This window comes from Leptolyngbya sp. FACHB-60, assembly GCF_014695775.1.
In the GTDB taxonomy this organism is placed as follows: domain Bacteria; phylum Cyanobacteriota; class Cyanobacteriia; order Phormidesmidales; family Phormidesmidaceae; genus Nodosilinea.
In genome coordinates, this window is record NZ_JACJOX010000019.1 from 1 (window position 1) to 14516 (window position 14516).

At 53.6% G+C, this 14516-nt stretch carries 10 protein-coding genes; 4 read left to right on the forward strand and 6 right to left on the reverse strand.

Annotated elements, in window-relative coordinates; all coding sequences use genetic code 11:
• Positions 1 to 130: 130 nt before the first annotated feature.
• Positions 131 to 1783 carry a Ppx/GppA phosphatase family protein gene (locus H6F57_RS06775; protein WP_190626983.1) on the reverse strand — a complete coding sequence of 551 codons (1653 nt, stop codon included), beginning with the start codon at positions 1781 to 1783 and terminating at the stop codon, positions 131 to 133.
• A gap of 254 nt (positions 1784 to 2037) precedes the next feature.
• Here H6F57_RS06775 and H6F57_RS06780 point away from each other — a divergent pair, with 254 nt between their 5' ends.
• The 3 genes from H6F57_RS06780 to H6F57_RS06790 all read left to right on the forward strand — a co-directional run bounded on the left by H6F57_RS06780 (position 2038) and on the right by H6F57_RS06790 (position 7145).
• Positions 2038 to 3468, forward strand: coding sequence for an FAD-dependent oxidoreductase (locus tag H6F57_RS06780; protein WP_190626984.1), 1431 nt, complete (start codon positions 2038 to 2040; stop codon positions 3466 to 3468).
• An 81-nt stretch (positions 3469 to 3549) separates the two neighbouring features.
• Complete coding sequence (locus H6F57_RS06785; RefSeq protein ID WP_190626986.1) at positions 3550 to 4908, forward strand: ATP-binding protein; 1359 nt, start codon at positions 3550 to 3552, stop codon at positions 4906 to 4908.
• Positions 4905 to 7145 (forward strand): tetratricopeptide repeat protein, encoded by a 2241-nt coding sequence (locus H6F57_RS06790; protein WP_190626988.1) that lies wholly within the window; start codon positions 4905 to 4907, stop codon positions 7143 to 7145. Before H6F57_RS06785 ends, H6F57_RS06790 begins: the two co-directional genes overlap by 4 nt.
• A 47-nt stretch (positions 7146 to 7192) precedes the next feature.
• On the opposite strand, the gene H6F57_RS06795 is transcribed toward H6F57_RS06790, so the two are convergent.
• The 3 genes from H6F57_RS06795 to H6F57_RS06805 form a co-directional block, all read right to left on the reverse strand.
• Positions 7193 to 8050 (reverse strand): thermonuclease family protein, encoded by an 858-nt coding sequence (locus tag H6F57_RS06795; RefSeq protein ID WP_190626990.1) that lies wholly within the window; start codon positions 8048 to 8050, stop codon positions 7193 to 7195.
• A gap of 193 nt (positions 8051 to 8243) precedes the next feature.
• On the reverse strand, positions 8244 to 8654 hold the full coding sequence (locus H6F57_RS06800) for a fasciclin domain-containing protein (RefSeq protein WP_190626993.1): 411 nt from the start codon (positions 8652 to 8654) through the stop codon (positions 8244 to 8246).
• A 144-nt stretch (positions 8655 to 8798) separates the two neighbouring features.
• Complete coding sequence (locus H6F57_RS06805; protein WP_190626995.1) at positions 8799 to 10094, reverse strand: CO2 hydration protein; 1296 nt, start codon at positions 10092 to 10094, stop codon at positions 8799 to 8801.
• A 106-nt stretch (positions 10095 to 10200) separates the two neighbouring features.
• On the opposite strand from H6F57_RS06805, the gene H6F57_RS06810 reads away from it, so the two are divergent.
• Positions 10201 to 10629 carry an NUDIX hydrolase gene (locus tag H6F57_RS06810; RefSeq protein ID WP_190627050.1) on the forward strand — a complete coding sequence of 143 codons (429 nt, stop codon included), beginning with the start codon at positions 10201 to 10203 and terminating at the stop codon, positions 10627 to 10629.
• Positions 10630 to 10677: 48 nt separating this feature from the next.
• Here H6F57_RS06810 and H6F57_RS06815 read toward each other — a convergent pair whose 3' ends face one another.
• Entirely contained in the window at positions 10678 to 12243 is a 1566-nt protein-coding gene (locus H6F57_RS06815; protein WP_190626997.1) for an NADH-quinone oxidoreductase subunit M, read from the reverse strand.
• 87 nt (positions 12244 to 12330) lie between these two features.
• Complete coding sequence (locus H6F57_RS06820; RefSeq protein ID WP_190626999.1) at positions 12331 to 14184, reverse strand: NAD(P)H-quinone oxidoreductase subunit F; 1854 nt, start codon at positions 14182 to 14184, stop codon at positions 12331 to 12333.
• Positions 14185 to 14516: the final 332 nt, after the last annotated feature.

Here is a 14516-nt window from a genome sequence, read left to right on the forward strand (position 1 = left end):
TACTCATCAACGAAGCCCACGGTACGGACAGCAAGTCGAGGTGTCACCATAGATACAGCCCTCTTCCATACTTTTTAGCTTTAGTTTACTTCGTCAATAGTGACTAAAGAGGGATAACTATTGAAATGCCTCAACTCACCAGCTGGGCCGCCAGCTTCACCTCAAACACCTGCTCAAAGTAGGCCTTTTTATAATCCAGATTCCACAGTTCTGAGGCGCAGTCGTCGTTGGGGTTAGACGCCCTCACCTCTATGGTCAACAGGTTGGTGTCAGCATCAAAGTTGCAGTGAAAGCTCTCAACGGCCCCGATTCCACGGCGATCGAGGGCCACCGCTAGGCGCAGCAGGGCGCTGAGGTGAGTGATCATCTGCCGGTGGTAGCGGGTAGGCAGGTTGCGATAATTGTCGTGCTTCTTTTTGGGGGCGCTCTTGCGGTGGTAACGGGCGATGTTGGCGATCACTTCCAGCTCGGTTTCGGTATAACCTAGCAGCTCGCCGTGGCGAATCAGATAGTAAGAATGCTTGTGGTGCGACGAGTGGCTGACAAAGTGGCCGCAGTTGTGCAGTATGGCGGCGGCCCAGAGCAGTTCTTTTTCTAAATTGCCCCAGGTGTGCAGGCTGCCGCGGGTTTGCTCAAACAAATCCATGGCAAACTCGGCCACCCGCTTTGAGCGGTCCAAATGCACTTTATACTTCTTGGCGGTCTTGAGAATATTGCGCTGCCGCACCGACTTTTGAAACTGCATGCGGTCTTCGATCAGACCGTGGGTGAGCATCCAGTCCACCACCACGCCTTCCCGCAGGGCGCGCTCGCAAATGGTGATGCTGTCGGCCCCCAACAGCTCCATTGTCTCCTGGAGAATCACCGCCCCCGCGACGACAATCTCGGCGCGGCGCGGCGACATCTCGGGCAGGGCCAGCCGTTCAGCGTAGGTGGCCTGGCGCAGGGTTTCAACCAGCCGCGAGATTTCGTCGTAGCTCATCTGAAATCCGTTGAGGGGGTTGGGCACCAAGCCCAGTCGCTCGGCGGCGATGACCGCCGCTAGACACTCAATGGTGCCCGAGGTACCCATCAGCTGCATCGGCTCTCCGTCTTGGAGATGGTGCTTAAGCTTGGTGGTATTGGGTTCTATCATGCCCCGCACGTAGGCTCGCAGGGTGCTAAATTCGGCATCTGAAATGGGGTCAGTGGAAACAAACTGGGCCGTGAGTCGCACCGCGCCCACCTTAGTGCTGCTGAGAAAGCGATGGGGTTCACCGGTGCCCAAAATTAGCTCGGTGGAGCCGCCGCCAATGTCGATGATGGCGTGGGGCTGGCCATCAAACTCTACGCCCGAGAGCACGCCTAGGTAAATGCGCCGCGCTTCTTCGGTGCCCGAAATCAGGTTGATGGCCAGGCCAACTTCTGTGTAAACCCGCTCAATAAAGTCTTGGCCGTTGCTGGCCTCCCGCACGGCGCTGGTGGCTACCGCCACAATATCTTCGGCTTGGAGGCTGGTGGCGATCGCACAGCAGCGTTTTAGCGCCTTAATCGCCCGCTCCATAGCAGCTTCCGACAGCCCACCCGTGGCTGCATTGAAGTCGCCCAGGCGCACGGTCTCTTTTTCGCGGTCAATGATGCTGAAAGCGGGCAGATCGGGCTGAATTTTCACCACCACCATGTGGATCGAGTTGGTGCCCACGTCGATGGCGGCCAAAACGCGATCGCTAGTAATTTCTGGCGGGGCAAAGTCAGAAAAATCGGTAATCGATGCGAACTCGCGGGTAGTCGTGGTGCCTGTCATAGTCGCCCATGCTGCGTTTGTTTCAAATCTTACCTGCCCCGCCGCAACCCATCAGGACGGGGCAGAAACTTTACTCAGACTAAATAGATGAGGTCGGGGAAGTGAGGAAGATGGAAGAGATGGGGAAAGTAGGGAACTAGAGAGATCTGCAGAAATCAGCAAATCCTCACCCCTTACCCCCACTCCCTCACCCTCCCCATCGCTCTCACCCTCCCCACCTTCGTCAACTTCCCGCTAGCGCTGGCGCTAAACTCATGGGAACACAAGGTGAAGAGACCATGACCGTTGACTACGACGCAGTGATTCTCGGCGGCACGGTGCAGGGGCGTGAGGCCGCTGCCCTAGCGGCGCGGGAGGGCGCACGGGTAGCCCTGGTTGAGCCTCCGGGGGCAGTAGAGCAGCAGATTCGCCGGCAGATTGTGCTTACTACCCTAGCTCAAGCTAGAGCCTCTCAGGGCCAAACCTGGGAGTCAGTGAAATCTCAGGTCAGATCGCTAGAGGCGATCGCCTACCCCCACCTAAATCTCGATGGCCTGGCTACCAGCGGTGTGGATGTAGTGCTGGAACCCGGTCAATTTAGCCCTCGGCCGAATTTGGCGGTGACAACGTTGACGCGGCGGCTGCGATCGCGCGGCTACCTCCTCGCCCCTAGTACCGCAGCTACTGTCCCCGATATTCCTGGGCTGGCCGAGACCCCTTACCTCACCGTCGATACACTGCTGGATTCGGCGGCATTGCCTGAGTCGGCGATCGTGCTGGGGCGGAGTGCGGTGGCGATCGCCTTGGCTCAATCCCTGGCCCAGATGAGTATTCCTACTACTTTAGTCACCCGAGGCGATCAGCTACTCCCCATCGAAGACCCAAATATATCTGCCTTTGTGGAAGCACTGCTAGAGGCGGCAGGGGTAACCCTCAAACTCAACACTCGATTAGACGCGATCCATTACAAAGATAGTTTTGAAGTCTCGCTGGCTGATGGCGACTTGCTTAAGGCTCAAACCCTGGTGCTGGCTACCGCTGCCCACTCCATCTTGGGGCCGCTCAACCTCGACAGCATCGGCATTCACCCCCAAATAGTTCATGGCGTTGCCACCGGTCTGCCAGTGAACGATCGCCTCGCCACCCCCCATCCCCGAGTGTTTGCCTGCGGCCCGGCCCTGGGTGGCTACTGGGCCGAATCAACCGATCGCCAGGAGGTGGCGATTGCCCTGCACAATGCTCTTTATCTGCCGCTGCGAAAGGTTTCCTTTCTCAACCGTCCTGCCCTACTCCACACCAGGCCAGAATACGCGCGGATCGGACTCACCGCTGACCAAGCCCGTCGCTGGTACGGCAGCGAAGCGACTGTGGTGCAGGTAGCGTTTGGCCAAATTCTTAAAGCCCATTACGGTAGCGAGACCACGGGCTTTTGCCGGTGGATAGTGCGGGCCGACGGGCAGCTGCTCGGTGCCCAAATTTGTGGCCCTGGAGCCAGCGAACTTATGCACACCATAGCGCTGGCGGTACACCAGGAAATTCCCCTCCAACGCCTTGACCAGGTGCCAACGTTATCCCATAGCCAGGCGGAGATCATTCCCCTGATGGTGAGTGAGTGGCAGCGGCAGCGCTGGCAGCACGGCACCTGGCGGCGCGACTGGGCCGAGAACTGGTTTAACTGGCGGCGAACTCGGCGGCGACTAGGATAAGTCAAACTAATTTGTCGCCTCTCAGATGTACTGAGTTTATAGTTAAGAAAAATTTGCTCTACCCCAGGCTCAGATCATGTTATGCAAAAAAAGATTTTGTTCTTAGCGGCTAACACCGCAAATGACACCCGCCAACGCTTAGACGCAGAACTACGTGATATCGAAGAGGGACTGAGACGCTCACAACATCGCGATCAATTTACCTTGATCCAGAGGCTAGCAGTGCGGCCACGTGACATTCAGAGGGCTATGCTAGAAGAAACACCACAAATCGTACATTTTTCTGGTTACAGAGAAGGGTTAGAAGGTTTAGTGTTTAAGGATGAAAACGGTAAGGCTAGTTTAGTATCTGAAAAAGCTCTAGAGGGGCTGTTCGAACTATTTTCAAACCCAGCAGAATTCACCGATCCAGTAAATTGTGTAGTACTCAATGGTTGCTACTCTCAGATACAGGCAGAAGCCATTGCCAAACATGTTCCCTACGTAGTAGGTATGACCAAAACGTTTGAAGGTCACACTGCTATTGAATTTGCAGTGGGGTTCTATGATGCTTTAGGGGCAGGGCGGTCGGTGGAGTTTGCATATAAAGTAGGCTGCACGGCAGTTCAGCTATCCGGAAATGAGCAAGCTCTCCCAATAATGATTGATAGCACAGCACCTAAAGCTATGCTTCAAAGAAGGCAGCTGGCTAATCGAACAAAAGAGATAGAACAATTCTATCGAATGGTAAACCGAGAGTGTTTTCAACGCATTCTTCTGGTCGAAGCCCCATCGGGCTACGGTAAAACGTCGTTGCTAATGCGTTTTGAAGCTGAATGTCCAAGAACCTTAAAGTCAGCTTGGGTGGACCTGAAAGCTGCAAAAACGGGTGCGCCTTACCTCTTTTCCCGTATTCGAGAAAAGTTAGGAGTTAGACAATTACCTAACTTTGATCAAATGATCGAGGAATTTGTGGATGCAAGATTAGGGATTAAAAATAGAGGCGAAAAGAGTCAAGAGAATCAGATTAAAACAATTTTAAACATCCAAGACGAAGACTCAAGAAGTTTTGTATTGACTGAGCTAGGAAAAGCTTTTTTTACAGATTTATCAAACATGCCTTGCTCGATTTTAATAATCTTAGACACATTTAACGCTGCACCTGAAACCTTAGCCAATTGGATCGCTGGAGGTTTCTTAGCAGAAGTAGCTGACTCTGAAAATGTGCTTGTAATTTTAGCAGGTCAAAAAGTGCCTGAACCTAGCGGTGAGTGGAAACGTTTTCATCAACATTGTAGACTTGATAGCATCTTAGAAGTTGATGCTTGGCAAGACTATGCCCAAGATATAGGATTATCCTTTAATCGGGATGAAATCCGTACAGCAATTCGCATCCTTAAAGGACAACCCTCAGAGATTGTTAAAGCTTTTGATGTGATGGCTAAGGATGTAGAAGCATGAATACTGAACTTCTATATCGGTTAGGCCAAGCTCAGAGTGATGACGAGCGCACTTGGTTGGTAACAGAAAGTCTTCTAGAAACACTTTCACCAGAAATGCAGCTAGCCGTGTGGGCCGCAGCAATACCTCATTGGTTTAATAGCGATATTTTATTAGAATTGCGCCCAGAAATAGCTGGTCAAGCTGAAAATCTTTGCAACCAATTGCAAGGGTTATCTTTTATAGAATTATTTCCAGGGCGAGGTCATAATATTCATGACCTGACACGCGAGGCTATGCTTTCTAAATTATGGAAATCTAATCAAAGTGAATATCTCAAGTTGTCTATAAGGGCCGCGAATTACTTCTCGAAACAAATTGATGAATATTGTAAAATTGAGAGCATATATCATTTGGTTGTATCTGAAAGAGATTCAGCAGATATCATAGTTTGGGACTATACCTCTAACTTGAAAAGCAATTTTCAGTATGCTGAACTTGATGCTCTTTTAGACTTGTTGTTAGAACACGATAATAGCGATCGTTTGTCGTGCTCAGCAAAAGCAGTAACTTACTATCGGAAGGGCGAAACCCTTAATCGAACTTATAGATATGACGCTGCTCTTGAATACTATGTTTCCTCGCTTGATCTCTTCTGCGAAGTAAGGAGCTCTTTTGGAGAGGCAAGTGTCCGAAAATCTATTGGTGATACGCTAATATTCCTAAATCAAACTAAAAATGCGTTAGAGAGCTATGAACAAGCGGCTGTGTTATTTCACCAAACAGGTGACTATTCAAAAGAAGCTGACACCTTCAGCGCCATTGGTGATGTTCTCGCATTACTAGGTAGTAGGAAAGAGGCACTGGAAAGCTATGAGCAAGCAGTTGTATTATTCCAGAGCGTAGATGATCGGTTAGGAGAAGCTAATGCTCTCACTGCAATCGGTGATCTAATGTATTCTCTTGGGCACAAAGATGTTGCATTAGTAAAGTCTCAAGAAGCTATTAGCTTATTTGAAGCAATAGACTCTCGACTTATGGAGGCCAGTACTTTTACAACTATTGGTGATGTACTTCAATTTCTCGATAGAATAGATGAAGCATTAGAAAGTTATGCGCAGGCCATAAAGCTTGCTCAAGCAGTTGGAGATCGTTTAGAAGAAGCTAATATTTTAAAGGCTGTTGGCAATGTATTAGGATTTCTAAATCGAAGACATGAAGCATTAGAAAACTTCATGCATGCAATCAAGATCTTCCGTGAAGTAGGTCATCGCTTAGGTGAGGCTAATACGCTTATCTTGATTGGTGATACATTGCATTTTTTGGACAAACAGCAAGACGCACTAACAAACTATAGGCAGGCAATTGAGATATTTCATGATTTGGGCTACCGAGTAGGGAAAGCTATCGCCCTCGCAGCTGTTGGCGATGTGCTTCAATCTTTTGATTGTGAAGATGAGGCAATAGCGCATTACGAGCAAGCGATCGAAATCTTCAACAATGAAGGTTATACCGGGCAAGAGAGCAAAGCTCTCATGTCTATGGGTGATACATTACGTTCTCTTGGTCGAATAGATGCAGCAGCAGCAAGTTATGCGAAAGCATTTGCAATATCAGCATCAGGTGGCGCGGAGAGACCTCTAGATGACCGACAAGCGGTACAAGATTTTAATCGTGATGTACAATTACTTCTTAAACCTAATAACCCTCATGCGCGATCATTGCTAGCGTTTATTAAGCGCACAATTCATCAGTTTGGGCTACAGGCCTATGTTACCGAAATTGATATCTTTGTTGAGGCTTACCTGCGGGGGATTCGATATACTCAGCAGAGTCCGGAAGGGATCCGACAACCTAAGGCATGGATGCGCCGCACTGCCTATAATATTATTCGTGAATTTAAACGCGACCGTTTACGATACTCAAAGGCTTCCTTCAATGAGACGATGAGTGATGATCATCCAATAAGTGAGGCTCCAGAGATTCCTGCTACAGACGATACTTTGAGTACTGCTATAAATTCGGTACTACAAGCTTTAGATACACTTTCACCAAGTGATCGTGACCTGATTCAGTGGAAAGTTGTTGAAGGATTAACATGGAACGAGGTGCAGGCCCGGCTTGTGGACAAGGGAGAAGACCGCGTTTCTCAAGCTACCCTACGTAAACGTGGTAAGCGCGCCTTAGAGCGTCTTAGAAGAGCTTATCGTAAAGCCTCTAACGGTGAATCAACTTCCCCTAGACTTCCAGAAAATTAAGTCAGCCTAAAAAATTTAAATTACTGTTTTCATTCAAATAACGAGTTTTAGCGAAGGCTTTCGCAGGCAACGCCATCACTATCCCCATCCAGACTGTGAGGGTCACTGGGGGCGGCATTCAAAACAGCCTGAGCCTGTTCCCAGGTGGCGAAGTCGCCACAGTCGCAGTCACGAGAGGCACAGGCAGGCAGGTTGGCTGGGGTCGTTGCCGAAGGCGGGCTAACGGGAGCTGGCACAACAGCCAGGGGTGGAGCGGTTGGGGTTGGGGATGCTCCGCCCCGGCGAAAATCCCAGGGCATGGTGGGGTTGGGCTGGCTCCAAAAGTTGCGGCGGGCGTTGCGGGCGGCAGATTCCGCTTGGCGGTAGTCGTCAGCGGTGGCGGCACAGCCAGAAATGTATTGCTCATAGACAACGGCGTAGCCCTCATGCACCAGCTGTAGCCCCGCCGATTGGCCGCCGCTATAGATCTCAGCTACGGTTCTGCCGTAGCGATCGCGCTCAATCGCCCGCACCTCCACCGGCTGCCCGGTCGAAAGCAACTGCCGCAGCCGCAGCGTTGCCTCTGAGCCAAAGGCTTGACTGCTTTCAGGCGCATCTACACAGGCCAGACGAATGGTGAGCGGGCCATCCTGCCCCTGCACGCGCAGCGTATCGCCATCGCCTACAAAAACTACGGTTGCGGTGGGTAGGATTTTAGCGGCAGCTTGGTGCGCGTCTTGATCAGTGACGGCTGGTAAGGAGTTTTGCTCACTGGTTAAAGCCTCGGCAATCTCTGGCTCTCTAAATTGGGCACCAACAACCCCTGCCTGAGGCAAGGCCGAGCACCCAGAGAGCAAGATTAGCAATCCTAAACCAGACACCCCCTCAATTAGGGCCGTCACATATCGACTTCGGATTAGGGGCATCATTCGGGCCAGTTATGCGATCGCTAGTTTCACAGAGAATGTCACCCTCTATACCAAGGATACCTATCCCAGTGATGCAGTTCAGGAAAGAACGCACTCAATCTAGCTAGACAAAGAGACCGCGATTCGCGAAGCGTTCGGGAACCGACTCGAAACGAGTATCCGTTCCGGAATCGCTTCCCCAGCCCCAGGTTTACCCCATCAACATAACGGTATCCAGCACGTGAATGATGCCGTTGTCGGCCTCAATGTCGGCGGCGAGCACCGTAGCATTTTTTACCTCGAACGCCTCATCATCAAAAGGGCTGTGGATGGGGATAGGCGCACCTTCGAGAGAATCCACTGTGCCGAGTTGGATCAATTCATCCTTGGTATATTTGCCCGCCACCACATGAAACTTGAGAATGCGGCCCAGCTGGGGCGGATTTTGCACCAGGGTTTGCACGGTGCCGGGGGGCAGCTTGGCAAAGGCGGCATCATTCGGCGCAAAGACCGTAAACGGGCCAGGGCTTTGCAGCGCTTCGACCAACCCTGCGGCCTGAACGGCGGCGACTAGGGTGGAGAAACCTTCGGTGTTGACAGCGATATCGACGATGGTAGGCATGGGGGTGGATGGGTGAGGGGTGGATGGGTGACAGGGTGACAGGGTAGATGGGTGACAGGGTGACAGGGTAGATGGGTGACAGGGTGGATCGGTGACAGGGTGATCAGGACGCTGACTCATCCACCCATCTACTCATCCACCCATCTACCGATAGTCCTGCCGCTGAACATCGCGCAGTCGAGCTTCAGGGCGCACAAAGCGATCCATCTGGGCCTCGAAGAATTGGCGGTTGGCCATCAGGTGGCGAGGGTTTTGATCATCTAGGGGGTAGAGCAGCGCCGCCCGCAGGGCCTGAATCACCGCTGAGGTGACGTTGTACATCGATCGCTGAAAGGTGATCCCCAGCTGAATCAGCATGTCGTCTTCGCCACGACAGTGCTGCTGGTAATACTCCAATAGGTAGGGCGGCAAAAAGTGGAGCATGTCCTGCATCAACAGGGTGGGGGGAATGCCCGCGCTGCCCACGGGGAAAACATCGGCGTAGAGAATGCCGTAGTGGAAGTCGTTTTGATCCTGGGGCACCTGCCCAGCTTGAGCGTTGTAGGATTTGGTGCCTCGGAAGGGGGCGGTGCGGTAAAACACGGCTTCGACGTAGGGTAAAGCCGCTTCATAAAGCCAGGTAAACCCGCAGGATTTGGGGATCAGCTCGAAGCATTCGTCGCCCACATAGACGTGGTGGTAGATGGGCCGACCGGCCACGGCAAAAATGCCGTTGACCAAAAAGTCCATGGCGGCGGGCACGCCCGCAAAGCCACCTTCGTCGTAGATGTCGCTCATCTCAAAGAAGACCGGAGCCATCACTTCCCAAAACAGACCGAGGTTGGAATAGTAGGAGAGCTCACGGCACTTTTCGTAAAACATTTCGGGGAAGAGTTTGTGCAGCCCCAGCATGGCGGGGTTGCCCTTGAAATAGGCGCGAATGGCGCGATCGCACGCCACCTTATATTCCTCTGTGTACAAATAGTCATTGAACCGCCCGCCCATATCCTGGTGCCAAAGCATGGCTTGCATACAGGCTTCGGCAAACTCCATGTTGACGCGATCGTGCCAGAGGTGAAGAAACAGCTTCGGCAGCTTGCGTTTCGTCTCCCCCTTGGCCATGAACTCCAGCAGTTCTGGGTGGGCTGTGGCCTCGCCCCGCCAGATCCGTAGATCCGCTGTATCCCCGGCATAGTGGTTAGGCAGATCTAGATATTCTTGGGGCAAGAAATATTTAAAGGCCGGTATCGGATTCAAAAATACCCGCTCGGCAATGTAGAGCAGGTCACGCCAGTAAAAATCCATCGGCACGGCGTAGGCCTTGTAGATACCGATGATCTGCATCAGGTTTTCCGGCGTGTCGGGCAGCATCGAGCCACCTGCCTCTAGCCGGTGAATCACGTCGGCGTGGGGGTGGGTGGAGGGGGGAATCAGGGTTTGGGGTTGGGTAAGGGTGGGCATAGGGGTAGAGGAGTAAGGGCGTTATGAATGTTTAGTTGTGAGTTTTGAATTAGATTTGTTCCAGGAAGAACTAAGAATTAAACCCTCAAAATTCAAAACTTTCGACATGGGTAAAAAAGCACGAATTCGGCCAATTTCGATCTGTCTGCTGCGGCGGGGCGAGGAGATTCTTGTCCACGAAGCCTACGACTCAGTAAAAGAGCGGGGTTTTGCGCGCCCTCTGGGGGGCGGCATTGACTTTGGCGAAACCGGTGCGGCGGCGGCGATTCGCGAAATCAAGGAAGAGCTGGGGGCCGACATTACCGAGGTTGAGTTGCTGGGCATCGTGGAAAACATCTTTGTCTATGAGGACAAGCCAGGGCACGAAATCGTGTTTGTCTACGATGGGCGGTTTGTGGATCAGTCGCTCTATGGGCAGGAAAGCCTTGATGTAGTAGAGGGAAAGCGGCAGTTTAAGGCAGTTTGGCGATCGCCCGCAGCCCTCCGCAATGGCCCCCACCGCCTAGTTCCCGAACAAATCTGGGATTTCCTCTGATTTCAACCGATCACCCGTAGAGGCTGCGTTGGCCTATGGGGTTCTGGGTCACAGCAGTGGAGGGAGTGTGGCGACGGGGAAAGCGATCGCGGCTTCGGGTTGAACCTCATCGGGGATCTGCTGAATGTCCTCATTAGCGACGACCTTGGTGGTCATGATAGGAATATTAGCCACCATCAAGCTGGCGGTAGGTTCGCCCCACTTCACCAGCCAGTTGGGCTGAATGCCAAGGAAGAGAATCAGACTCGCCAGCACATAGGCGGGCAGCTTTTCGGAAAAGGTGACTTTGGGAAAGTAGGCGATCGCATTGTCTAGCCGCCCAAAACAGGTGCGGTTGAGCAAAATCACGAAGTACACCGCCGTCAGGCCCGTGCCAATTACCCCCAGCAGGGTCTGCACTGGGTAGGCCGCATAGCTGCCCTGGAACACCAAAAATTCGGTCACAAACCCCACCAGTCCGGGGATGCCGGCGCTAGCCATGCCCCCCAGCACCAGCAACGCGCTGACCATGGGCAGCCCCCGCACTGGGTTCATTAGCCCGTTGAGCACATCTAGGTTGCGGGTGCCGACCTTGGTTTCGATCACCCCCACCAGATGAAACAGAATCGCCAGAATCAGACCGTGGGAGACCATTTGGCTGAGAGCCCCGGTCAGCGCCAGGTCGGTCATTGCCGCGCCGCCCAGCAGCACGTAGCCCATGTGGCCGATCGAGCTATAGGCCACCATGCGCTTGATGTCTTTTTGAGCGATCGCCGTCACCGCCCCATAGAGCACACTCACCGCTGCCCACCCCGCCAGGTAGGGCGAAAACTGCGCCCAGGCATCGGGGAACAGCCCCAGGCCAAAGCGAAACAGCCCATAGGTGCCCAGCTTGGCCAGCACCCCACCCAGCATCATCGCCACCGGGGTCGAGGCCGACACATAGGTATCAGGCAACCAGGTGTGAAACGGCACCAAGGGAATTTTGATGCCAAAGGCCACCAGCAACAGCCCCAGCAGCACTCCCTGCCACACCATTGGCAGGTCATGGCCCATCACGGCGTAATAGGTAAAGTCTTTCGCGCCGCTGAGCCAGACCGTGCCCAAAAATCCGGCCAGCATCAGCGCTCCCGACAGCGCCGTGTAAAGCAAAAACTTGGTGGCCGCATAGGCTTTCTTCTCGCCCCCCCAGATGGCAATCAGCAGATATAGCGGCACCAGCTCAATCTCGTAGAGCAAGAAGAACAGCATCAGGTTCTGGGCCACAAAGGCCCCCGCCACCCCGCTGCTCACCAGCAGCATCAAGCTGTAAAAGAGTCGGGGCCGCTCAATGGTTGGATCACTGCTCCAAATGGCGATCCAGGTGATCAGGCTGTTCAGGGCCACCATCAGCAGCGAGAGGCCATCCAGGCTGAGTTCGTAGTTGAGCCCCAGGGCGGGTAGCCAGGGCAAAAATTCGTGGAACTGAAAGCCGCCAAAAGCCAGGTCAAACTGGGTAAACAGCCAGAGAGTCCACAGCAGGGCAGCCCCGGAGGCGATCAGGGCACCGTAGCGGGCCTTCTGGCTGGAGAGGCCGGGCCAAAGGGAGATGGCGATCGCGCCGAGGAGAGGAATTAGGAGGAGGGGGGTAAGCATGGAAGTCAAGAAGAGTTTTGAGTTTTGAGTTTTAAGTTTTGAGTTTGAATTCAACATTAAGAACTCAAAACTCAAAACTTTCGTGATCTAGAACAGCGCCGCTAGCGCCTGCCAGTTCATCAAAATCCCGAGCCCAGCAACGCCCAGGGCAATGGTGAGCACGTAGAACTGAAACTGCCCGGTGTTGCCATATTTGAGGGTTTCGCCACTGAAGAGCGAGGCCAAGCCGACGGCATTAACCAGGCCATCGACCACGTAGCGATCGAGCCAGTCGGTCATGCGCGACAGCACATCTACCCCCAATACAAAGGTGTTGCGGTAGAGCTTGGGGGTGTAGAAGTCGTAGGCCAGCAGGTTTTGCAGGGGCTTTTGAATCAGCTTGCTCGGGTCTTCAACCATGCGGTTGACGTAGAGCAGGGTACCGACCGCCGCACCGAGAATGCTCGACCAGGTGAGCAGCAGAGCCATGTCTTGGCTCACCTCAGCCCAGGCGGGCAGCAGGTTGAACTGGGCCATGACCAACGGCAGGTGCAGGGCGAAACCAGCGACGATCGCCAGCGGCAGCACAATGAACCAGATCGGCTCGGGCGATCGTATCGTCATCTGCTGGGTCTTGCCCGCAAAGATCAGACCCAGCAGCCGGGCTAAGCTAAAGGCCATCAGCCAGTTCACTAGCAGCACGATCGCGACCAGCAGACCACGATCGCTATGCCAGAGGCCAGACACCAGCGAGAGCATGGCCCAAAACCCACCCAGGGGAGGCAGGGCCACCAGGCTAACGGCACCCGTAATCATGGCGATCGCGGTCACGGGGCGACGGCCCCACAGCCCGCCCATTTGGGTTAGGTCTTGGGTGGTGATATTGATAATGATGGAGCCTGCGCCCATGACCAGAGCCGCCATGCCCAGGGCGTAGATCAGGGCCAACAGCAAGGCAGCACCGGGTTGGTGAGCGCCGAGGGCGATAAACATCAGCCCCATGTAGGCGCTGCTTAGGTACGAGAGCACCCGCTTGATGTCGATTTGGGCCGCAGAGATCAGCGTTGCGCCGATCGCCGTCACCGCTCCCACCGCAATGGCAAAGGCCGAGGCCGTCGGTGACAGGGCAATCACGGGCTCCATCTCCACCAGCACCCAGATGCCGGTCGTGACGACCACCGAGTTGCGCAAAATGGTGCTGGGCAGCGGCCCTTCCATTGCCTCATCCAGCCACAGGTGCAAAGGGAACTGGGCGCATTTGCTCATCGGGCCAGCAATCAGGCCAATGCCAATCAGCGTGATCAAACCAGGATCCACATTTGCGGTTTGAGCCCAGGCCGCTAGCTCCCGAAAGTCCCAGGTGTGGGCGAGGGGGTAGATGGCTAGCACTGCCATCAGCAGCACCAGATCGCCCACCCGCTTCGTCAAAAACGCGTCTCGTGCCCCGGTCACCACTAGGGATTGGTTGTACCAAAAGCCCACTAGCAGGTAGGTACCCAGGGTCAAAATCTCCAGCAGCATGTAGGCAAACAGCAGGGAGTTACACAGCACCAGAGCACAGAGGCCGGCCTCAAACAGGGCCATCATGGCAAAAAAACGACCCCAGCCCCAATCCATCTCCAGGTAGCCCACCGCGTAGATCTGGGCCATCAGGTTTAGCCCGGCAATCAGCACACAGGCCCCAAGGGTAATCAGCGACGCCTCTAGAGGAATAGCCAGACTTAGCCCCGCCACATCTAGCCAGGGGGCAAAGAAAAATTGAGGCGACGACTTCCCCCAGAGGGCCAAAAATGCCAGCAGGCTGTGAACCAGGGCCGTCACCGTCATTACGATATTGATGTACCCCGCCGGGCGCGGCCCAGTGCGACGAATAAAGGCCGGTGACCAGGGAATAGTCAGCAGCGCCCCGAGCAAGGGGTATAGGGGAATTAGCCAGCTGGTTTGGGCAATAATTGGAGTCATAGACGAGGCATCCTCGGGCAAAAGGACAGCGAAAGCATTACCTGGCAGGGGTTGGCGGCGGTTTTAATCCCCGATATTGGTCACCCAGGACAAGATTGACAAAGGTCAATTGGATCGCTAGCTGAATAGACCTGGGCCTATTTTCAATAGAGTTTAGCCAATGCCTGACCCAAAAAGAAAGGGGTAAATTGATTGAATACTATTTGTTTTTTGTTTCTGATTGATAATTTTCAATAATGCTTGTCTGGTTTACTACTTTACTCCCCTAGCTTCTCACCAAAAACATCCTGACGTCGCGATCGCTTCTCGAAGAGTAAACCAGTAGCGATGCA

Coding starts and splice junctions, on each gene's coding strand:
- H6F57_RS06775 (WP_190626983.1), bottom strand. CDS start 1,783: ATGACAGGCACCACGACTACCCGCGAGTTCGCATCGATTACCGATTTT.
- H6F57_RS06780 (WP_190626984.1), top strand. CDS start 2,038: ATGGGAACACAAGGTGAAGAGACCATGACCGTTGACTACGACGCAGTG.
- H6F57_RS06785 (WP_190626986.1), top strand. CDS start 3,550: ATGCAAAAAAAGATTTTGTTCTTAGCGGCTAACACCGCAAATGACACC.
- H6F57_RS06790 (WP_190626988.1), top strand. CDS start 4,905: ATGAATACTGAACTTCTATATCGGTTAGGCCAAGCTCAGAGTGATGAC.
- H6F57_RS06795 (WP_190626990.1), bottom strand. CDS start 8,050: ATGCCCCTAATCCGAAGTCGATATGTGACGGCCCTAATTGAGGGGGTG.
- H6F57_RS06800 (WP_190626993.1), bottom strand. CDS start 8,654: ATGCCTACCATCGTCGATATCGCTGTCAACACCGAAGGTTTCTCCACC.
- H6F57_RS06805 (WP_190626995.1), bottom strand. CDS start 10,094: ATGCCCACCCTTACCCAACCCCAAACCCTGATTCCCCCCTCCACCCAC.
- H6F57_RS06810 (WP_190627050.1), top strand. CDS start 10,201: ATGGGTAAAAAAGCACGAATTCGGCCAATTTCGATCTGTCTGCTGCGG.
- H6F57_RS06815 (WP_190626997.1), bottom strand. CDS start 12,243: ATGCTTACCCCCCTCCTCCTAATTCCTCTCCTCGGCGCGATCGCCATC.
- H6F57_RS06820 (WP_190626999.1), bottom strand. CDS start 14,184: ATGACTCCAATTATTGCCCAAACCAGCTGGCTAATTCCCCTATACCCC.